The following is a 20,669-nucleotide window of genomic DNA, read 5'->3' as shown; positions in this document are numbered from 1 at the left end:
CCGGCCGGCATCGGCGCGGCGTCCCCTCCTGTGCGAGGGGATTTTTCATTTCCGGGAAACGCCCTCCGGAGATACCGGGAGATGCCGGAACATCGCAGCCGCAGGCAGAGACGACGATCGATGGAGCTTAGAGGACGATGAGCGAGACCCCCACCGCCGCCGAGGTGGCCGCCCCGCACCGCTACACGGCCGCGCTGGCCGCCGACATCGAGGCCCGCTGGCAGGACTTCTGGGACGCGGACGGCACGTACGAGGCGCCCAACCCCGGCGGCGAGCTGGCGGGCGACGCGGAGGTCGTCGCCCGGCCCAAGAAGTTCGTCATGGACATGTTCCCGTACCCCTCGGGTGCGGGCCTGCACGTCGGTCACCCGCTCGGTTACATCGCCACCGACGTCTACGCGCGCTACCACCGCATGACGGGCCACAACGTCCTGCACACCCTCGGCTTCGACGCGTTCGGCCTGCCCGCCGAGCAGTACGCCGTGCAGACCGGCACCCACCCGCGGGTCTCCACCGAGGCCAACATCGTCAACATGAAGGCGCAGCTGCGCCGGCTGGGCCTGGGCCACGACAAGCGCCGGTCGTTCGCGACGATCGAGCCCGAGTACTACAAGTGGACCCAGTGGATCTTCCTCCAGGTCTTCAACTCCTGGTACGACGAGGAGGCGAAGAAGGCCCGCCCGATCAGCGAGCTGGTCGAGCAGTTCGAGAGCGGGCGGCGCGAGGTCCCCGGCACGCGTGCGTGGAGCGAGCTGAGCGCCGCCGAGCGCGCCGACGTCCTGGGTGACCACCGCCTGGCCTACGCCTCCGACGCGCCCGTCAACTGGTGCCCCGGTCTGGGCACCGTGCTGGCCAACGAGGAAGTCACCGCCGACGGCCGCTCCGAGCGCGGCAACTACCCGGTCTTCAAGTCCAAGCTGCGCCAGTGGAACATGCGGATCACGGCCTACGCCGACCGCCTGCTGGAGGACCTGGACGCCCTGGACTGGCCCGAGGCCATCAAGCTCCAGCAGCGCAACTGGATCGGCCGCAGCGAGGGCGCCCGCGTCGACTTCGCCGTGTCCGACGGCTCCGAGGCGAAGGTCACCGTCTTCACCACCCGCCCCGACACGATCTTCGGCGCCACCTACATGGTGCTGGCCCCCGAGCACGACCTGATCGACTCCATCGTGCCCGCCGAGTGGCCCGAGGGCACCAAGGAGGTCTGGACCGGCGGTGCGGGCACCCCCGGCGAGGCCGTCGCCGCCTACCGCAAGCAGGCCCAGGCGAAGACCGACGTCGAGCGGCAGACCGAGGGCAAGGACAAGACCGGCGTCTTCACCGGCGCGTACGCCCTCAACCCGCTGACCGGCGAGAAGATCCCCGTCTTCGTCGGCGACTACGTGCTGATGGGCTACGGCACCGGCGCGATCATGGCCGTGCCCGGACAGGACGAGCGCGACTGGGAGTTCGCCACCGCCTTCGAGCTGCCCATCGTCCGCACCGTCCAGCCGCCCGAGGGCTGGGAGGGCGAGGCCTTCACCGGCCAGGGCCCGGCGATCAACTCCGCCAACGACGAGATCGACCTCAACGGCATGGGCGTCGACGAGGCCAAGCGCACCGTCATCGCCCACCTGACCGAGCGCGGCATCGGCGAGGGCACCGTCAACTTCCGCCTGCGCGACTGGCTGTTCAGCCGCCAGCGCTACTGGGGCGAGCCCTTCCCGATCGTCTACGACGAGGACGGCGTGGCCCACGCGCTGCCCGAGTCGATGCTCCCGCTGGAGCTGCCCGAGGTCGACGACTACACCCCGCGCACCTTCGACCCGGACGACGCCGACACCTCCCCCGAGACCCCGCTGTCCCGCAACGAGGACTGGGTCGACGTCGAGCTGGACCTCGGTGACGGCCCCAAGCGCTACCGCCGCGAGACCAACACCATGCCCAACTGGGCGGGTTCCTGCTGGTACGAGCTGCGCTACCTGGACCCGCGCAACGACGAGCAGCTGGTCTCCGCCGACGCCGAGCGCTACTGGATGGGCCCCCGCGAGGGCAAGCCCCACGGCGGCGTCGACCTGTACGTCGGCGGCGCCGAGCACGCCGTGCTGCACCTGCTGTACGCGCGCTTCTGGTCGAAGGTCCTCTTCGACCTGGGCCACATCTCGTCGTGCGAGCCGTTCCACAAGCTCTACAACCAGGGCATGATCCAGGCGTACGTCTACCGCGACGCCCGCGGCATGGCCGTCCCGGCCGCCGAGGTCGAGGAGCGCGACGGCGCGTACTACTACGAGGGCCAGAAGGTCAGCCGGCTGCTCGGCAAGATGGGCAAGTCCCTGAAGAACGCCGTGACGCCGGACGAGATCTGCTCCGAGTACGGCGCCGACACCCTGCGCCTGTACGAGATGGCCATGGGCCCCCTGGACGTCTCCCGCCCGTGGGACACCCGTGCCGTCGTCGGCCAGTACCGGCTGCTCCAGCGCCTGTGGCGCAACGTGGTCGACGAGGCCACCGGCGAGGTCACCGTCGTCGACGCCGAGCCCGACGAGGCGACCCTGCGCGCCCTGCACAAGGCCGTCGACGGCGTCTCCCAGGACATGGCGAACCTGCGTTTCAACACCGCCATCGCCAAGGTCACCGAGCTGAACAACTTCGTGACCAAGCTGCGTGAGGTCCCGCGGTCCGTGGCCGAGCAGCTGGTGCTGCTCATCGCCCCGCTGGCGCCGCACATCGCCGAGGAGCTGTGGCGCAAGCTCGGCCACACCGATTCGGTCGTCCACCGTGACTTCCCCGTGGCCGACCCGGCCTACCTGGTCGACGAGACCGTGACCTGCGTCGTCCAGATCAAGGGCAAGGTCAAGGCCCGGCTGGAGGTCGCCCCGTCGATCTCCGAGGACGAGCTGGAGAAGGTCGCCCTGGGCGACCCGGCGGTCGTCGCCGCGCTGGGCGGCGCCGGCGTCCGCAAGGTGATCGTCCGGGCTCCGAAGCTGGTCAACATCGTTCCCGCATAAGGTTCCCGCACAAGGCGGCGGGCCGGCCGCGCCGCACCGCCCGAGGCGGGGGCGCGGGCCGGGCCGGGCCGGGCGTTAAGGGTTTGTCCCTACGGGCAGGTTGGGGGTTCTTCTGGAACCCTCGGCCTGCCCGCTGCGTTTACGGTGGGAGGGAGGCGGACGGATCCCGCCCATGACCGCCGACGGGCCCCTTCCACGCCGGGGGCCGACGAGGAGCGCACATGGTAGTCGCCGCCGTGACCATCGCCCTGATCTTCACGATCCTCGTCGTCTGCGCGGTGATCGCCACGGTCAAGGCGGTGCGGACGGTCAAGCGCGGCGTCGACCGTACGGTCACCCAGGCGCGCCGCACCGTCGAGGACACGCGGCTCAAGGCCAGGCAGTACACCCAGCCGGGCCCCGCGGGCGAGCTCGCCCAGCTGCGGCTGTCCCTGCGCGCGTCGATGCGCGCCACCCAGGAGGTGCTGCGCGTGAGCGTGGCCGAGGACTCGTCACTGTCCGAGTCGCTGGCCCTGTTCGAGCGGCTCAGCGCGCACGGCCGGGAGCTGGACGAGGACCTCAGGAAACTGGAGGAGGAGCCCGACAAGGCGCGCGTCGCGACGTGCCTGCCGGAGCTGCGGGAGCGCACCGAGCGGGTCAGGCACGCGGCGGACTCGCTGCGCTGGGCCGCGCAGGACCGGGCCCGGCAGTTCGCGGAGGACGACCTCTCCCTGCTGAGCGAGCAGATCCGGATGGAGACGGGCGCGCTGCGGCACTGGGAGGACGACGACGGGGCGGCCGTGCCCCCGGCCTCCGGAGCGGCCGGGAAGCCGGAGGAGCCGCGCACCGGGAGGACCGGGGCGGGAGCGGCCGCCGAGGGCGGCACCGGTGGGCCGGCGTCCGAGGAGCCCGCGCGGCCCGCGCTCGACGGACGGAACGGGTCGTGGCAGGCGGGGTACCCCTGGCAGAAGGCGAAGCGTCCCGAGGGCACAGCCTGAGCGGCTGAAACGATCACGTCGGACGGGGGCCGTACTGCCATCGGCGCGGCCCGGCGGGTAACCTCCGGGGCATGTCCCGCCATGTCGCGATCATCACTGATTCCACGGCCTACCTGCCGCAGCGGGCGATGGAGCGGCACAGCATCAGCGCCGTACCGCTGACCGTCGTCCTGGGGGGCGAGGCGCTGGAGGAGGGCACCGAGATCTCGGCCAGATCGGTCGCCGAGGCCCTGCGTAAACGCAAACCCGTCACCACCTCCCGCCCGAGCCCGGAGGTCTTCGCGGCCGCCTACCGCGCGGCGGCCGAGGCCGGCGCGGAGGGCGTCGTCTCCCTCCACCTCTCCGCCGAGATCTCCGGCACGTACGACGCGGCCGTCCTCGCGGCCCGGGAGGCGCCTGTGCCCGTACGGGTCGTGGACACGGGCATGGTCGCCATGGCCCTCGGCTTCTGCGCCCTGGCGGCCGCCGAGACCGCGCAGGCGGGCGGGACGCCCGACGAGGTGGTGGCGGCCGCCGAGAAGCGGGCCCAGGGCACGGCCGCCTACTTCTACGTCGACACCCTCGACTATCTGCGGCGCGGCGGCCGCATCGGTGCCGCCCAGGCGCTGCTGGGCTCCGCGCTGGCCGTCAAGCCGCTGCTCCAGCTGGAAGGCGGTCGCATCGAGCTGCGGGAGAAGGTACGCACGGCGTCCAAGGCGATCGCCCGCCTGGAGGAGATCGCGGTCGAGCGGGCGGGGGCCGCGCCCGTGGACGTCGCGGTGCACCATCTGGCCTCCCCGGAGCGCGCCGGGTCGCTGGCCGAGCGGCTGCGGGAACGGGTGCCGGGCCTGGTGGACCTTCACGTGAGCGAGGTGGGCGCCGTCATCGGGGCGCACACGGGGCCGGGGCTGGTGGGTGTGGTGGTGTCGCCGCGATAGGCGGTGACGGCTGTTACCCGGGTGGGTGACGCGGTTTTCCCCAAAGAGTGGCTTGTCCACGGGATATGAGCAGGTTCCCCGCGGCTGGGCGGGGCGGCCTAGGGTCCCGGCATGACTGCTTCTTCACAGACAGTAACGGTGCCGGTGATGCCGGTGGGGGTGGAGGCCGCCTCCCCGGCTTCCCCGCCCTCCCCGGCTTCCGCGGCGTCCCGGGCTTCTGCCGTGGACGTCGCCGCGCTGCGCGACCGGGTGGCGGCGCCGGCGCCCGCTCCCGGGCGGGTGCCGGGCGCCTGGCGGCACGCCGTGGGGGAGCGGCTGCCGGTATGGGTGCGGCTGCGATGCGGCATCGAGCCCAGAACGCTTGCCGCGCTGGCCCTGGTGCTGGTGGCGGCCGGCCTCTTCGCCGGGTACCGCTTCTGGGCCGGGCGCCCGCAGACGGTGCGGGCGCCGGTGCGGGACGCCCCGGTCGCGGCGGCGGTGCCCTCGCCGGCGACGCCCTCGGCGCTGAGTCCGGCGCTGAGCGCGGCAGCCGGTGCGCCCGCGCCGGAGGCGCGGACGGCCGCCCGGGGCGTGGTGGTGGACGTGGCGGGCAAGGTGCGGCATCCCGGCGTCCGGCACCTGCCGCCCGGCTCGCGCGTCGCCGACGCGCTGGAGGCGGCGGGCGGCGCCAGGCCGGGGGTGGACACGAGCGGGCTCAACCGCGCCCGGCTGCTGATGGACGGCGAGCAGATCCTGGTCGGCGGCGGTGCGACGGCGGCCGGGGTGCCCGGTGCGGGCGGGGCAGCGGGAGCCGCCGGGGCCGGACCGGGCAGCCCGGGCGGCCCCGGCGGCCCGGCGGGCCCGGGCGGGGTGAGCGGGCCGGTGAGCCTGAACTCGGCGACCCTCGAACAGCTCGACGCCCTCCCCGGCGTCGGCCCCGTCCTGGCCCAGCACATCCTCGACTACCGCGCCCAGCACGGGGGTTTCCGCTCCGTCGCCGACCTTCGCCACGTCAACGGCATCGGCTCACGACGCTTCACCGACCTCAAGCCCCTGGTCCAGCCATGACCGGCACGGCCGGCGCCCCCGGCGGCGCGGCGGACGCCGGCGCCGGACCGGGGGAGCACCGAGTGGGCGTGCCCGACCTGCGGCTGGCTGCGCTCGCGCTCGCGGTGTGGGGTGCTGCGGCGGTGGCGCTCACGGCGGACGCCGGCATGGTGGCCGCGGGCTGCGCCGGGGCCGTGCTCGCGGCGGGCGGACTGCTGGTCGCGGTGCGCCGCTCCGGGGCAGGCGCAGCGAGGACGGCGGTCGCGGCGGTGCTGCTGTGTGCCTCCGCCGGCGCGGCGGTGGGGAGCGTGGCCGGTGCCGACAGCCGCAGGGGGCCCCTGCCCCAGCTGGCGCGGAGCTACGGCACGGTCGAGATCGAGGCCGTGGTCACCGCGGAGGCCCGTGCCGCCCGGCCGCGCGTACGCGGCTCCCACCGGACGGCACCGGCGGTCCTCGTCGAGGCCGAGGCCACCCGCGTCCTCGGGGCCGGGGACGCCGGGACGGGCCCGGCGGGGACCGGGCGGACGCGCGGTACGGGGCCCGCGACCGCCGTCCGCACCCCGGTCCTGCTGATCGCCCCCCGGTCCTGGGCGGGCCTGCTCCCCTCCACGCGACTGAGGGTGGAAGGACGCCTCGCACCGCCCTCGCGGGAGGGCGACCGGATCGCCGCCGTCCTCCGTGTCGGCGATCAGGGCCCGCCCCAGGTCGTCGCGCCGCCTTCCGCCACGCAGCGCGCGGCGGCCCGGCTGCGCGCGGGCCTGCGGTCGGCGACGGACGGTCTCTCCCCGGACGTCCGGGCGCTGCTGCCGGGCCTGGTGGTCGGTGACACCTCACGGGTTCCACCGGAGCTGGAGGAGGACTTCCGCGCGACAGGCCTGACACACCTTCTGGCGGTCTCCGGAGGCAACCTCGCGGTGCTGCTCTCGCTGCTCGTCGGCCCCTCCCATCTCGCCTCGCGCGCTGAACGGCGCGGCCTGGCCGCGAGACTGGGGATTCCGCTGCGACTGACGGCCGCGCTCGGGGGCGGCCTCGCGCTGGGCTTCGTGGTCCTGTGCCGCCCCGATCCCAGCGTGCTCAGGGCGGCCGCCTGCGGGCTGATCACCCTGCTGGCCATCGGCACGGGCCGGCGTCGCAGCCTGCTCCCCGCACTCGCGGCGGCGGTGCTGCTGCTGGTGCTCCACGACCCGTGGCTGGCCCGCAGCTACGGCTTCGCCCTCTCCGTGCTCGCCACGGGGGCGCTCCTGACGCTGGCACCGCGCTGGAGCGCGGCCCTGCGCCGGCGCGGTGTGCCGCCCCGGATCGCGGAGGCCCTGGCGGCCGCCGGCGCGGCGCAGGCCGTGTGCGCACCGGTGATCGTGGTGCTGGCGGCGCGGGTGAGCCTGGTGGCGGTGCCGTGCAACCTCCTGGCCGAGCCGGCCGTCGCGCCGGCCACGGTGCTGGGCTTCGCCGCCCTCGCCCTCGCGCCGCTCGCCCCGCCGCTCGCCCAGTGCTGTGCCTGGCTGGCCGGCTGGCCCGTCGCCTGGACGGCCGGTGTGGCCCGCGCGGGGGCCGGGTTGCCGGGTGCGGAGTTGTCCTGGCCCGGCGGCTGGGGCGGCGCCCTGCTGCTGGCCGCGCTCACGGTGCCCGCGGCGTGGGTGGCCCGCAGGATGCCGCGGCGCCCCTGGGCCCGCGCCGGATGCGCCGTGCTCCTGCTGCTCGCGGTGCTGCGGCCGGTCCCGCTGACGAGGGGCGTCACGGGCTGGCCGCCGCCCGGCTGGCGGCTCGTGGCCTGCGACGTGGGCCAGGGGGACGCGCTGGCGCTCGCCGCGGGGGACGGCGCGGCGGTGGTCGTGGACGCCGGGCCGGAGCCGCGTGCCGTCGACGGCTGCCTGCGGGGGCTGGGCGTCGACACCGTGCCGCTGCTGGTGCTCAGTCACTTTCACGCGGACCACGTCGACGGGCTGCCGGGGGTGCTGCGCGGCCGGAGCGTCGGGCTCATCGAGACGTCGCCGTTCGGCCGGCCGCCCGCCCAGGCCGCGTTCGTGCGCCGCGAGGCGCGGCGGGCGCATGTGCCGGTCGTCGAGGCGGTTGCGGGGGAGCGGCGGCATCTGGGCGGGCTGTCCTGGGAGGTGCTGTGGCCGCCGCCCCCGGGCCTGTCCGCCGTGGCGGAGGACGGGCCCAACGACGCCAGCATCGCCCTGCTCGTGCGCACCGCGGGGCTGACCCTCCTGCTGCTGGGCGACCTGGAGCCGCCGGCCCAGCAGGAGTTGTGGCGGAGCCACCCCGGGCTGCCGCCGGTGGACGTCCTCAAGGTGGCCCATCACGGCTCGGCCCACCAGGATCCGGAGCTGTTGCACGGCCTCCGGCCCCGGCTGGCGGTGATCTCCGCGGGTGCCGGCAACCCCTACGGCCATCCCGCCGCCCGCACGGTCACCGCACTCCGCTCCCAGGGGGCGGCGGTGCTGCGGACCGACACCGACGGCCCCGTCGCCGTGACCGGCGCGGCGACGGCCGTCACGGCACGGCGGACCGGGAGACGGGGGACCGGAGACGTAGGGCGCGTCCTACGCCCGGATGTAGGTCCAGGGCCCGATGTCACGGGTGTGTCCCGTGCGTCATAACTGACCCATGGATTCCACCGAGACCGACGCCTACCTCCACCGCATCGGCGCCGCCCGCCCGGCCGCCGCCGACGCCGCGGCCCTGCGGGACCTGCACCTGCGCCACCTGAAGACCGTGCCCTTCGAGAACCTCTCCATCCATTTGGGGGAGGAGATCGTGCTCGACCCCGGGGCCCTGCTGGACAAGGTCGTGCGGGGCGGGCGGGGCGGCTTCTGCTACGAGCTCAACGGGCTGTTCGCCGAGCTGCTGACGGCGCTCGGGTACCGGGTGACCCTGCTGGCGGGGCGGGTCGTGGGACCTGACGGTGAGTTCGGGATCCCCTTCGACCACCTGGCGTTGCGGGTGGAGACGGCGGGGGCGGGGGCGCCGGAGGCGTGGCTCGTGGACGTCGGCTTCGGCCGGAACAGCCACCACCCTCTGAAGCTGGCGGAGCGCGGCGAGCAGTCCGACCCGGCGGGGCTGTTCAGGATCGCCGAGACGGAGGAAGGAGACCTGGACGTCATCAAGGACGGCGCGGTGCAGTACCGGCTGGAGCAGCGCCGCCGGGAGCTCGGCGACTTCGAGGCGGGTGCCTGGTGGCACCGCACCTCGGAGAAGTCCCCCTTCACCCGCTCGCCGCTGTGCTCCCTCCTCACCGGCACCGGCCGGGTCACCATCAGCGGCCGCACCCTCGTGACGACCGCGGCCGGCGGGCGGGGCCGCCAGGAGCGCACGCTGGCGGACGACGAGTTGCTGCCCGCCTACCGGGAGCACTTCGGCATCGTCATCGACCGCCTTCCGGGGCGGACGGAAGGCGGCCCCGCGGCGGGGTGAGTTACTCCGTCTCCAGCCAGCCGTCGTACTCCTCGGCCAGGACGCGCAGGTCGGCGGCGCTCAGCGCGGCGTCCGGGTCCTCGACGACCACGAGCCACTGGGCGTCCTCGGCGTCGTCCTCGCCGGCGAGGGCCTCGCGGACGACCTGCGGGTCGTCGTCCAGGGGGAAGCGCCGGGCGGCTTCCTCGGCCACCTCCTCGGCTGCGTCACGGTCGGGCAGCACCAGCAGGTGCCGCACGGGATCAGAAGGAACGGAGTAGGAGAAAGCGCTGGTCACCCGCATATTGTGCGGCATGCCTCCCGGCGGCCCGCAGGGGAGTGTCACTGCCGCATGGGATGCTGGACGCGATGGCCAGGAAGACAGCAACCGACGACCTGCTCGCCCCCGTCACGCTCGCCGTGGGCCAGGAGGACCTCCTCCTCGACCGCGCCGTGCAGGAGGTGGTGGCGGCCGCCCGCGCGGCCGACGCGGACACCGACGTGCGCGACCTCGCGCCCGACGCCCTCCAGCCCGGCACGCTGGCGGAGCTGACCAGCCCCTCGCTGTTCGCGGAGCGCAAGGTGGTGATCGTCCGCAACGCCCAGGACCTGTCCGCGGACACGGTCAAGGACGTGAAGGCCTACCTGACCGCCCCCGCCGAGGAGATCACCCTCGTCCTCCTGCACGCGGGCGGGGCCAAGGGCAAGGGTCTGCTGGACGCGGCCCGCAAGGCCGGCGCCCGGGAGGTCGCCTGCCCGAAGATGACCAAGCCGGCCGACCGGCTCGCGTTCGTCCGGTCCGAGTTCCGGGCCACCGGCCGTTCCGCGACGCCGGAGGCCTGCCAGTCGCTGGTCGACGCGATCGGCAGCGATCTGCGCGAGCTGGCGAGCGCCTGCGCGCAGCTCGTCGCCGACATCGAGGGTGTCATCGACGAGTCCGTCGTCGCCCGCTACTACACGGGCCGTGCCGAGGCGTCCAGCTTCACCGTCGCCGACCGCGCCGTCGAGGGCCGGGCCGCCGAGGCGCTGGAGGCGCTGCGCTGGGCCCTGTCCACGGGCGTCGCCCCCGTGCTGATCACCAGCGCCCTCGCCCAGGGCGTCCGCTCCGTCGGCAAGCTCGCCTCCGCCCCCCGGGGCGCCCGTCCGGGCGACCTGGCCCGTGAGCTCGGCATGCCGCCGTGGAAGATCGACCGCGTGCGCCAGCAGATGCGCGGTTGGTCGGCGGACGGCGTGGCCGTGGCGCTCACGGCCGTCGCCGAGGCCGACGCGGGCGTCAAGGGTGGCGGGGACGACCCGGAGTACGCCCTGGAGAAGGCGGTCGTGGCCGTGGCCCGCGCCGCCCGCAGTCGCGGCTGAGGGGTCCGCCCCTCTGGGGGCGCCCCCCGGGGCGCCTTCGCCGGCCGCCGCCCGGAAGCACCGCCACCACCGGGGCGGCACCGGAGGGTGAGCACCAGAAGCAGAACGCGCCGGAGGCCCCGGGCCCGTCCTGGGGAAGGACGGGCCCGGGGCCTCCGGGATCGTTCAGTGAGCCGTCAGGCTCGTGCCGCACCCGCGTGGCGAACGACCGAGTACGGCGAGGGGTGCCGGGCTGGAGCGGTTGAGAGGGTCCGCTTGGTCCGTGCCGGCGGGGGACCGGGGCACTCAGGCCCCGGAACGGCTTCAGCCCTTGAGGGCCGCAGCCTGCTTGGCCAGCGCCGACTTCTTGTTGGCGGCGGCGTTCTTGTGCAGGACACCCTTGCTGGCGGCCTTGTCGAGCTTCTTACCGGCCAGCGCAACGGCGGCGGCGGCCTTGGCGGTGTCGCCACCGGCAAGGGCCTCGCGGGCCGCGCGGACGAAGGTCTTGACCTCGGACTTGACGGCCTTGTTACGCAGGCGCGCCTTCTCGTTGGTCTTGTTCCGCTTCATCTGGGACTTGATGTTCGCCACGAAAAGAGCCTTTTCAGGTTCGTTGGATTTCGATCAGTGTGCCGTGTACGTGGGAGAGGCCACGACAGACACAGTGCACCAGGCTACCAGTACGCCCTCCGGCGTCCCAAACCGGACCGAGGCCGCCGGTCATGGGAGCATGGAGGAGCCGTATACCCGACTCCCGCCGAGACTGGCGCGCAAGCGCCGAAGTCACCGAATGGATCCTGCGTGCCCGCGACCCCTACCAACGTGCCCGAGCCGAGCCGTACCGACCCGGCTCTGATCCGTAACTTCTGCATCATCGCGCACATCGACCACGGCAAGTCGACGCTCGCCGACCGGATGCTTCAGCTGACCGGCGTGGTCGACCAGCGGCAGATGCGCGCGCAGTACCTCGACCGGATGGACATCGAGCGCGAGCGCGGCATCACGATCAAGTCCCAGGCCGTCCGGCTGCCGTGGGCGCCCACCGAGGACCCGGGCAACACCCACATCCTCAACATGATCGACACGCCGGGCCACGTGGACTTCACCTACGAGGTCTCCCGCTCCCTCGCCGCGTGCGAGGGCTGCATCCTCCTGGTGGACGCGGCCCAGGGCATCGAGGCCCAGACCCTCGCCAACCTCTACCTGGCGATGGAGAACGACCTCACGATCATCCCGGTCCTCAACAAGATCGACTTGCCGGCCGCCCAGCCCGAGAAGTTCGCCGCCGAACTGGCCAACCTCGTCGGCTGCGACCCGCAGGACGTGCTGCGGGTCTCCGCCAAGACCGGCGTCGGCGTGGACGCGCTGCTGGACAAGGTCGTCCGCGAGGTCCCGGCGCCGGTCGGCGTCAAGGACGCCCCCGCCCGCGCGATGATCTTCGACTCGGTCTACGACGCCTACCGGGGCGTCGTGACGTACGTCAAGGTCGTCGACGGCACCCTCAGCAAGCGCGAGCGCATCAAGATGATGTCGACCGGCGCCGCCCACGAGCTGCTGGAGATCGGCACCAACTCGCCGGAGATGACCGCGGCCGACGGCCTGTCCGTCGGCGAGGTGGGCTATCTGATCACCGGTGTGAAGGACGTCCGCCAGTCCAAGGTCGGCGACACGATCACCACGCTGAGCAAGGGCGCCACCGAGGCCCTGGGCGGCTACAAGGACCCCAAGCCGATGGTGTTCTCGGGCCTGTACCCGCTGGACGGCTCGGACTACCCCGAGCTGCGCGAGGCCCTCGACAAGCTCCAGCTCAACGACGCCGCGCTGGTGTACGAGCCGGAGACCTCGGCCGCGCTCGGCTTCGGCTTCCGCGTGGGCTTCCTCGGCCTGCTCCACCTGGAGGTCGTCCGCGAGCGCCTGGAGCGCGAGTTCGGCCTGGACCTGATCGCCACCGCGCCGAACGTCGTCTACCGCGTGGACATGGAGGACGGCACCGAGCACACCGTCACCAACCCCAGCGAGTTCCCGACCGGCAAGATCGACAAGGTTCACGAGCCGGTCGTCCGGGCCACGATCCTCGCGCCCAGCGAGTTCATCGGCGCGATCATGGAGCTGTGCCAGACCCGGCGCGGCGTCCTGCTCGGCATGGACTACCTCTCCGAGGACCGCGTCGAGATCCGCTACACCCTGCCGCTCGCCGAGGTCGTCTTCGACTTCTTCGACCAGCTGAAGTCCAAGACCCGCGGCTACGCCTCGCTCGACTACGAGCCCACCGGCGAGCAGACCGCGGACCTGGTCAAGGTGGACATCCTGCTGCACGGCGACAAGGTCGACGCGTTCTCGGCGATCACCCACAAGGACAAGGCGTACGCCTACGGCGTCCGCCTCGTCGCCAAGCTGCGCGAGCTCATCCCCCGGCAGAACTTCGAGGTGCCGATCCAGGCCGCCATCGGCGCCCGGGTCATCGCCCGTGAGACCGTCCGCGCCATCCGCAAGGACGTCCTGGCCAAGTGCTACGGCGGTGACATCTCCCGCAAGCGGAAGCTGCTGGAGAAGCAGAAGGAGGGCAAGAAGCGGATGAAGATGGTCGGCAGCGTGGAGGTCCCGCAGGAGGCCTTCATCGCGGTGCTGTCCAGCGACGAGGGTGACAAGAGCAAGAAGTAGCCCTTCGCCCGCCCGCGAACGCCCCCGGCCCCCGGCCGGAACCGGTCCAAAAGGTGCCCGTCCCCGTCCGGGGGCGGGCACCTCGGCGCACGGGCCCGACACTGGCTCTTACGCGACGGCCGTCTCCGCTCTAGTCTGATCACTGCTCGAAAGGTTACTCACGAGTCACCAGCAGTCCAGCAACGAAGCGGGCCCCGGAGGATGCCGTGACCGAGACACAGGCTTTGATCGAGAACCGGCCGCCTTCCGTGGCGGCCCTCTTCCTCGACCGGGTCGAGGCCACACCCGACGCGGAGGCCTACCGCCATCCCGTGCCGTCCCCCTCCGGCCAGGGCCCCGACGGCTGGGCCTCGCTCACCTGGCGCGAGGCCGCCGACCGGGTCTTCGCCCTCGCCGCCGGCCTCATCGACCTCGGCATACTCCCCGAGGAGCGCGTCGCCCTCGCCTCCGCCACCCGTGTGGACTGGATCCTGGCCGACCTCGGGATCATGTGCTCGGGCGCCGCCACCACTCCCGTCTACCCGAGCACCAACGCCGAGGAGACGGCGTTCATGCTCGCCGACGCCGAGTGCCGGGTGCTCGTCGCCGAGGACGCCGCCCAGCTCGCCAAGGCCCGCCGGCACCGCGCCGAGCTGCCGCACCTGGCTCACGTCGTCGTCATCGAGGCCGCCGACGCCGTCGTCGAGGAGGGCGACCCGGAGGGCTGGGTGCTCTCCCTCGCGGACCTCGAGAAGCGGGGCGCCGCCCGCCTCCAGCAGGACCCCGGCCTGGTCCGCGAGCGCATCGCCGACCTGCGCCCCGACCAGCTCGCCACCCTCATCTACACCTCCGGCACCACGGGCCGCCCCAAGGGCGTGCGCCTGCTGCACGACTCCTGGGCGTACATGGCCCGGGCGATCGAGGCGACCGGGCTGGTGCGCCCCGACGACCTGCAGTACCTGTGGCTGCCCCTCGCCCACGTCTTCGGCAAGGTGCTGACCGCCGGGCAGATCGCCGTCGGGCACGTCACCGCCGTGGACGGCCGCGTCGACAAGATCATCGAAAACCTGCCCGTCGTCCGGCCCACCTACATGGCCGCCGTGCCCCGCATCTTCGAGAAGGTCTACAACGGCGTGGCCGCCAAGGCCCGCGAGGGCGGCGGTGCCAAGTACAAGATCTTCCGCTGGGCCGCGGAGGTCGCCCGCGAGTACGCCAAGACCTCACAGGACAACTTCCGCCGCACGGGCAGCGCGTCCGTGCCCTTCGGGCTCGCCGCCCGCCACCGCGTCGCCGACGCGCTCGTCTACGCCAAGCTCCGCGACGCCTTCGGCGGGCGGCTGCGCGCCTGCGTCTCCGGCGCCTCCGCCCTCTCCCCGGACATCGGCTTCTTCTTCTCCGGCGCCGGCATCCACATCCTGGAGGGCTACGGCCTGACCGAGACCAGCGCCGCCAACCTCGTCAACCCCGGGGAGGCCTACCGCACCGGTACGGTCGGCAAGCCGCTGCCCGGCACGGAGGTCCGCATCGCGGACGACGGCGAGGTGCTGCTGCGCAGCCCCGGCGTCATGGCCGGCTACCACGGCCAGCCCGAGAAGACCGCCGAGGTCCTGGAGAGCGACGGCTGGTTCCACACCGGCGACATCGGTGAGCTCTCGCCCGACGGCTACCTGCGCATCACCGACCGCAAGAAGGACCTGATCAAGACCTCTGGTGGCAAGTACATCGCGCCCGCCGAGGTCGAGGGCCGCTTCAAGGCCGTGTGCCCGTTCGTCTCCAACATCCTGGTGCACGGCGCGGACCGGAACTTCTGCACCGCCCTCATCGCCCTGGACGGCCCGGCCATCCTCACCTGGGCGAAGGAGCACGGCGTGGCGGGCGACAGCTACGCCGAGGTGATCGCCGCCAAGGAGACCGAGGAGCTGATCCAGGGGTACGTCAAGCGGCTCAACGAGGGACTGCAGAGCTGGCAGACGATCAAGAAGTTCCGGCTGCTGCCCCGCGATCTGGACATCGAGCACGGCGAGTTGACGCCCAGCCTCAAGCTCAAGCGGCCGGTCGTCGAGCGCACGTACAAGAACCTGATCGAGGAGATGTACGAGGGCACGCGCGAGGCCTGAGGGACCGACGGCGCGGCACCCGGTGCCTCCGGGAGCGAACGGCCCGGTCACCGGGCCGGTGCCGCCCCCGGCACGCCGTGCCGCGCCGCCGCCCGAACAGCCGTCCGCCCACTCGTAGCGGCGCACTTACGCGACTCGCCGCACCTGACCCCGATGGTTCTGCCAGGCTGTCGGTGGCGAAATCCGCACGATGCCGCAAGCGGTCAGGAGCGTCAGCGTGACGACACGGCCAACTTCCGGGAACCGCAGGTCGGTTGCCGAAACATCCACCCACGGCTCCGGTCCGCCGCCCGACGCGCCACCCGGTCCGCGGACCGGGCACCCGCAGGAGGCGCGGCCCGACCCGCCGCCGTGTCCGCTGTCCGGCCCGGGAGTGCCCGCCGGGCCGCCGCCCCGCCCGCCGGCCGGCTCTCCGCCCGGCCCGCCCACGGCCCGTACGCGCCTGCCCGGCGACGTCCGCGCCCCCTCCGCCGCCCGCAGGTTCGTCCGCAGCGTGCTCGCGGGCTGGAACGCCCACGCCAAGGTGACCGACGACGCGACGCTGCTGGTCAGCGAGCTGGTCACCAACGCCGTCGTGCACGCGGGAACCTCCGTGGACCTCGAGTGCAGGATCGACGCGGCGCGCGGCGGCGACGGCGGCAACCTCGTCGTCGAGGTCACCGACCACCACCCCGCCCGCCAGTTCCGGGCCCGTCCCTGCCGGCGCTCCGCCGACCGCGAGGGGGCCGCCCAGGCCGGCCACGCCGGACACGGGCTGCGGCTCCTCGCCGAACTGGCCGAGACCTGGGGCACCGCCTACCGCCGCACCGACAAGACCGTCTGGTTCCACCTGCCCACGAGCCCGGCCGCCGGGCCGGCCGCCCCCGCCGGCCCCCTCTCCGAACAGACCCTGCTGGGCGACCTGGGCGTCGCCGAGGTCCTCGCCCCCGGCGCCGGCTCCGCGCCGCCCGGCCGGCGCCTCGGCGACCACGGCCATCCGCGCGCCCTGTCCTTCCTCGCCGAGGCCTCCGAGCTGCTCTCCGGCCAGTTCGACGAGGACACCGTGGCATCCCTGGCCACCCAGCTCGCCGTCCCGCGCCTGGCCGACTGGTGCGCCGTCTGGCTCGACGCCGACAGCGCGCCCGGCGCGATCCGCCCCGCCCCGCGCCTCTCCCGCGTCTGGCACGCCCGGGAGAGCCGCGTCGAGCCCCTGCGGCTCGCCCTCCAGCGCACCCCGCCCGCCCTGCCCGCCGCCGGCTGCGCGGTCCCCTGGCCGTACGGGCCCGACGGGCCCGCGCTCGCCTGCCGCCTCGTCGCCGGCCGCAGCGGTCTGGGCACCCTCCTCCTCGGCCGGACCGGGACGGCCGCCATGGCCGGCGACGTCGTCTCCCTCACCGAGGACTTCGCCCGCCGCGTGGCCCAGGCCCTGGCCTCCGCCCGCCGGTACACCCACCAGGCCACCATCAGCAGCATCCTCCAGCGCGGACTGCTGCCCCGCGGCGTCGCCCGCATCCCCGGCGTCGACCGGGCCGTGGTCTACGAACCCCGCGGCGACGCCTCCGCCGGCGGCGACTTCTACGACGTCTTCACCGCCGGCCGGGGCCGCTGGTGCTTCGTCCTGGGCGACGTCTGCGGCAGCGGCCCCGAGGCGGCCGTCACGACCGGGCTCGTCCGCCCCTGGCTGCGGCTGCTGGGAAAGGAGGGGTACGGCGTCGGGGAGGTGCTCGACCGGCTCAACCGGATGCTGGCGGACGAGACGGCCGAGGCGGAGCCGGGGGCCGCCCCGCGCTTCCTGTCCCTGCTCTACGGCGAGCTGGTCCCGCACGGGGCGGGAGGCGGTGCCCGCTGCACGCTCGCCAGCGCCGGGCACCCGCTTCCGCTGCTCCTGCGCCCCGACGGCTCCGTCCGCGCCGCGGCCGGACCGCAGATGCTCCTGGGCGTCGTCGAGGACGTCGGCTACCGCGCCGAGACCTTCGACCTCGCCCCCGGGGACACCCTGCTGTGCGTCACGGACGGCGTCACCGAGCGCAAGTGCGGCCATCGTCTCTTCGACGACGGCGACGGCCTCGCCACGGCCCTCGCGGGCTGCGCGGGCCTCAGCGCGCAGGACGTCGCCGCCCGCATCCGCCGCACCGTCCACGGCTTCTCGCCCACCCCGCCGGACGACGACCTGGCCCTGCTGGTGCTGCGGGCCGAGTAATCCGCGGCATGCCGGACAATGGGCGGTATGCCTTCCGTACTGCCCGATGGCGAGCCCATGCCCGAGGACGGGGCACTGCCCCGCCGCGCCCTCGACGGCTCGGGGCAGCGGCCCCTCGGCTTCTACCTGCACGTCCCCTACTGCGCCACGCGCTGCGGGTACTGCGACTTCAACACCTACACGGCGAGCGAGCTGCGCGGCTCCGGCGGCGCCCTGGCCTCCCGCGACAACTACGCCGACACCGTCGCCGAGGAGATCCGCCTGGCCCGCAAGGTGCTGGGGGACGACCCGCGCCCCGTCGAGACGGTCTTCGTCGGCGGCGGCACGCCCACGCTCCTGCCCGCCGCGGACCTGGGGCGGATGCTGGCCGCGATCCGTGACGAGTTCGGGCTGGCGGACGGCGCCGAGGTGACCACCGAGGCCAACCCGGAGTCGGTCGACCCGCGCTATCTGGAGGAACTGCGCGCCGCCGGCTTCAACCGCGTCTCCTTCGGCATGCAGAGCGCCCGGCAGCACGTCCTGAAGGTCCTCGACCGCACCCACACGCCGGGCCGCCCCGAGGCCTGCGTCGCCGAGGCGCGGGCGGCGGGCTTCGAGCACGTCAACCTCGACCTGATCTACGGGACCCCGGGCGAGAGCGACGACGACTGGCGCGCCTCGCTGGACGCGGTGGTCGGCGCCGGCCCCGACCACGTCTCGGCCTACGCCCTGATCGTCGAGGAGGGCACCCAGCTCGCCCGGCGCATCCGGCGCGGCGAGGTGCCGATGACCGACGACGACGTGCACGCCGACCGCTACCTCATCGCCGAGGAGACGCTCTCGGGGGCGGGATTCTCCTGGTACGAGGTCTCGAACTGGGCGACGACCGAGGCGGGCCGCTGCCGCCACAACGAGCTCTACTGGCGCGGCGCCGACTGGTGGGGCGCGGGCCCCGGCGCACACTCCCACGTGGGGGGCGTGCGGTGGTGGAACGTCAAGCACCCGGGCGCCTACGCGCAGGCTCTCAGCGAGGGGCGCTCCCCGGGTGCGGGCCGTGAGGTGCTGGCGGACGAGGACCGCCGGGTCGAGCGGATCCTGCTGGAGCTGCGGCTGGTGGACGGCTGCCCGCTGTCCCTGCTGAAGCCGGCGGGCGCGGCGGCGGCCGCGCGGGCGCTCGCCGACGGGCTGCTCCAGCCCGGCCCGTACGAGGCGGGACGCGCGGTGCTGACCCTGCGGGGGCGGCTGCTGGCCGACGCCGTGGTGCGGGACCTGGTGGACTGACGCCCCGGCCCCGCCCACCCGCCGTCTCCCGGGGGCTCCGCCCCCGGGTCCCCGGTCCGCACCCGCGGGACGGGCTGAAGGCCGGCGCGCCCTAGGTGCCCGCCGTCACGAAGTCGATCAGCTCCTCCACCCGCCCCAGCAGCGCCGGCTCCAGGTCCTTGTACGAGCGCACGCGCGAGAGGATCCGCTGCCACGCGGCCCCCGTGTTCGCCGGCCAGCCCAGGGCCTCGCACACCCCCGTCTTCCAGTCCAGCCCCCGCGGCACCCGGGGCCACTCCGGGATCCCCACGGACGACGGCTTCACGGCCTCCCACACGTCCACGTACGGGTGGCCCACCACCAGCACGTGCTCGCCCGTCACCTCCGCCGCGATCCGGGACTCCTTCGAGCCCGGCACGAGGTGGTCCACCAGCACCCCCAGCCGGGCGTCGGGCCCGGGGCCGAAGAAGCGCACGAGGGCCGGCAGGTCGTCGACGCCCTCCAGGTACTCGACGACCACGCCCTCGATCCGCAGGTCGTCGCCCCACACCCGCTCCACCAGTTCCGCGTCGTGGCGCCCCTCGACGTAGATGCGGCCCGCCCGGGCCACCCGCGCCCGCGCCCCCGGCACCGCGATCGAGCCGGAGGCCGTGCGCACGGGCCCGGCCGGCGCGGAGGACGCCGCCGGGCGCACAAGGGTGACCACGCGCCCCTCCAGCAGGAAGCCGCGCGGCTCCATGGGGAAGACACGGCACTTCCCGAAGCGGTCCTCCAGCGTGACCGTCGGTCCCTGCGCCGTCTTCTCGCAGCGGACCACCGCCCCGCAGAAGCCCGTCGTGGTCTCCTCCACCACCAGACCGGCCTCGGCCGGCACCTCCGGAACGGGTGCGCTCCGCTTCCACGGAGGGGTCAGGTCCGGGCCGTACTCTCTGCTGCGCATGGGCGCAATTGTGGATCACCCGCACGGCGCGGGTCACGACACGCCGAAACGCTCCGCGAGGGCGTCACGCTGCCTCCGCACGAACTCCGCGTCCACGACCGCCCCGTGGCCCGGCACGTACACCGCGTCGTCCCCGCCCAGCGCCAGCAGCCGGTCCAGCGCGGCCGGCCAGGCGTGCGGCAGGGCGTCCGGCCCCGCCTGCGGCTCGCCGGACTCCTCGACGACGTCGCCGCAGAAGACCACCTCCGGCCCGCCGGGCACCGCCACGAGCACCGCCAGGTCGTGCGCCGTGTGCCCGGGACCGACGTTGGCCAGCAGCACCCGCACCTCGCCGCCCAGGTCCACCGTCAGCTCCCCCGACACCGGGTGGTGCGGCAGCACGAGCAGCTCCACGGCCTCCGCCGCGACGTCCGGGGCCACCCCGTGCCGCACCGCGTCGTGCCGCAGCTCGTCGCGGTCCCGGCGCAGCAGGTCGGCGGCGCCCACCGCCCCGTACACCTGGACGCCCGCGAAGGCCGCCGTGCCCAGCACGTGGTCGAAGTGCGGGTGCGTGAGTGCGATATGCGTCACGGGCGGCCCGAACAGCTCCTGCACCTCACGGCGGATCTCCACCCCCTCGTGCAGCGAGGAGCCCGTGTCGACGACGAGCACCCCGCCCTCCCCGGCGATCGCTCCGACGGTCGCGTCCCAGCCCGGCAGCCTGCGGCGTACGACACCCGGCGCGAGCCGCTCCCAGCGTGCTTCCGCACCACCGGAATCCCCTTGCATCTCCATGCCGCGACGCTATCCGCAGAGCGGTAGCGTTGCCTGCCCGGAACGCCCCCGTCCGGCAGCCGGGAGGCTCGCGACGAGGACGGCCCTTGCCCTGGCCGTGGTGCCCGGCCGTACACTGGCTGGAGGGGTTTGGCACTCGTGACCA

At 74.0% G+C, this 20,669-nt stretch carries 15 protein-coding genes; 11 read left to right on the top strand and 4 right to left on the bottom strand.

Features of this window, described 5'->3' with window-relative positions; genetic code table 11:
• The first annotated feature begins 137 nt into the window (after positions 1–137).
• The 6 genes from leuS to CYQ11_RS09745 all read left to right on the top strand — a co-directional run bounded on the left by leuS (position 138) and on the right by CYQ11_RS09745 (position 9,321).
• A complete protein-coding gene (gene leuS / locus CYQ11_RS09770) occupies positions 138–2,987 on the top strand; it encodes a leucine--tRNA ligase (protein WP_099200569.1) in 2,850 nt (949 codons plus the stop codon).
• A gap of 221 nt (positions 2,988–3,208) precedes the next feature.
• Positions 3,209–3,964 carry a hypothetical protein gene (locus CYQ11_RS09765; RefSeq protein WP_099200570.1) on the top strand — a complete coding sequence of 252 codons (756 nt, stop codon included), beginning with the start codon at positions 3,209–3,211 and terminating at the stop codon, positions 3,962–3,964.
• 71 nt (positions 3,965–4,035) lie between these two features.
• The gene (locus CYQ11_RS09760) at positions 4,036–4,881 is read left to right on the top strand and encodes a DegV family protein (RefSeq protein WP_099200571.1); all 846 of its coding nucleotides are present in this window, start codon (positions 4,036–4,038) and stop codon (positions 4,879–4,881) included.
• Between the two features lie 111 nt (positions 4,882–4,992).
• Positions 4,993–5,928 carry a ComEA family DNA-binding protein gene (locus CYQ11_RS09755; RefSeq protein ID WP_243469268.1) on the top strand — a complete coding sequence of 312 codons (936 nt, stop codon included), beginning with the start codon at positions 4,993–4,995 and terminating at the stop codon, positions 5,926–5,928.
• Complete coding sequence (locus CYQ11_RS09750) at positions 5,925–8,507, top strand: ComEC/Rec2 family competence protein (RefSeq protein ID WP_099200573.1); 2,583 nt, start codon at positions 5,925–5,927, stop codon at positions 8,505–8,507. Before CYQ11_RS09755 ends, CYQ11_RS09750 begins: the two co-directional genes overlap by 4 nt.
• A 7-nt stretch (positions 8,508–8,514) precedes the next feature.
• Complete coding sequence (locus tag CYQ11_RS09745) at positions 8,515–9,321, top strand: arylamine N-acetyltransferase family protein (protein ID WP_099200574.1); 807 nt, start codon at positions 8,515–8,517, stop codon at positions 9,319–9,321.
• A 1-nt stretch (position 9,322) separates the two neighbouring features.
• Here CYQ11_RS09745 and CYQ11_RS09740 read toward each other — a convergent pair whose 3' ends face one another.
• Positions 9,323–9,604, bottom strand: a complete 282-nt coding sequence (locus CYQ11_RS09740) for a hypothetical protein (RefSeq protein ID WP_099200575.1) — start codon at positions 9,602–9,604, stop codon at positions 9,323–9,325.
• A gap of 65 nt (positions 9,605–9,669) precedes the next feature.
• Between CYQ11_RS09740 and holA the strand changes: the two genes are divergently transcribed.
• On the top strand, positions 9,670–10,656 hold the full coding sequence (gene holA, locus CYQ11_RS09735) for a DNA polymerase III subunit delta (protein WP_099200871.1): 987 nt from the start codon (positions 9,670–9,672) through the stop codon (positions 10,654–10,656).
• A gap of 303 nt (positions 10,657–10,959) precedes the next feature.
• Here the strand turns inward: holA and rpsT are convergent, their stop codons facing one another.
• Positions 10,960–11,226 (bottom strand): 30S ribosomal protein S20, encoded by a 267-nt coding sequence (gene rpsT, locus CYQ11_RS09730; protein ID WP_099200576.1) that lies wholly within the window; start codon positions 11,224–11,226, stop codon positions 10,960–10,962.
• Between the two features lie 210 nt (positions 11,227–11,436).
• Between rpsT and lepA the strand changes: the two genes are divergently transcribed.
• The 4 genes from lepA to hemW all read left to right on the top strand — a co-directional run bounded on the left by lepA (position 11,437) and on the right by hemW (position 18,831).
• Entirely contained in the window at positions 11,437–13,296 is a 1,860-nt protein-coding gene (lepA, locus tag CYQ11_RS09725) for a translation elongation factor 4 (RefSeq protein ID WP_099200577.1), read from the top strand.
• Between the two features lie 206 nt (positions 13,297–13,502).
• A complete protein-coding gene (locus CYQ11_RS09720) occupies positions 13,503–15,392 on the top strand; it encodes an AMP-dependent synthetase/ligase (RefSeq protein WP_099200578.1) in 1,890 nt (629 codons plus the stop codon).
• A gap of 373 nt (positions 15,393–15,765) precedes the next feature.
• On the top strand, positions 15,766–17,571 hold the full coding sequence (locus tag CYQ11_RS09715; RefSeq protein WP_243469267.1) for an ATP-binding SpoIIE family protein phosphatase: 1,806 nt from the start codon (positions 15,766–15,768) through the stop codon (positions 17,569–17,571).
• 27 nt (positions 17,572–17,598) lie between these two features.
• Positions 17,599–18,831 (top strand): radical SAM family heme chaperone HemW, encoded by a 1,233-nt coding sequence (hemW, locus tag CYQ11_RS09710; RefSeq protein WP_099200580.1) that lies wholly within the window; start codon positions 17,599–17,601, stop codon positions 18,829–18,831.
• A gap of 91 nt (positions 18,832–18,922) precedes the next feature.
• Here the strand turns inward: hemW and CYQ11_RS09705 are convergent, their stop codons facing one another.
• Positions 18,923–19,750 (bottom strand): DUF3097 domain-containing protein, encoded by an 828-nt coding sequence (locus CYQ11_RS09705; RefSeq protein ID WP_099200581.1) that lies wholly within the window; start codon positions 19,748–19,750, stop codon positions 18,923–18,925.
• A gap of 33 nt (positions 19,751–19,783) precedes the next feature.
• Positions 19,784–20,524 carry an MBL fold metallo-hydrolase gene (locus CYQ11_RS09700; RefSeq protein ID WP_240003510.1) on the bottom strand — a complete coding sequence of 247 codons (741 nt, stop codon included), beginning with the start codon at positions 20,522–20,524 and terminating at the stop codon, positions 19,784–19,786.
• Positions 20,525–20,669 lie beyond the last annotated feature (145 nt).

It is taken from the genome of Streptomyces cinnamoneus (assembly GCF_002939475.1).
Classification (GTDB): Bacteria; Actinomycetota; Actinomycetes; order Streptomycetales; family Streptomycetaceae; genus Streptomyces; species Streptomyces cinnamoneus_A.
The sequence above is the reverse complement of the archived record's forward strand: the minus strand, read 5'-3'. Positions and strand labels throughout refer to the sequence as shown.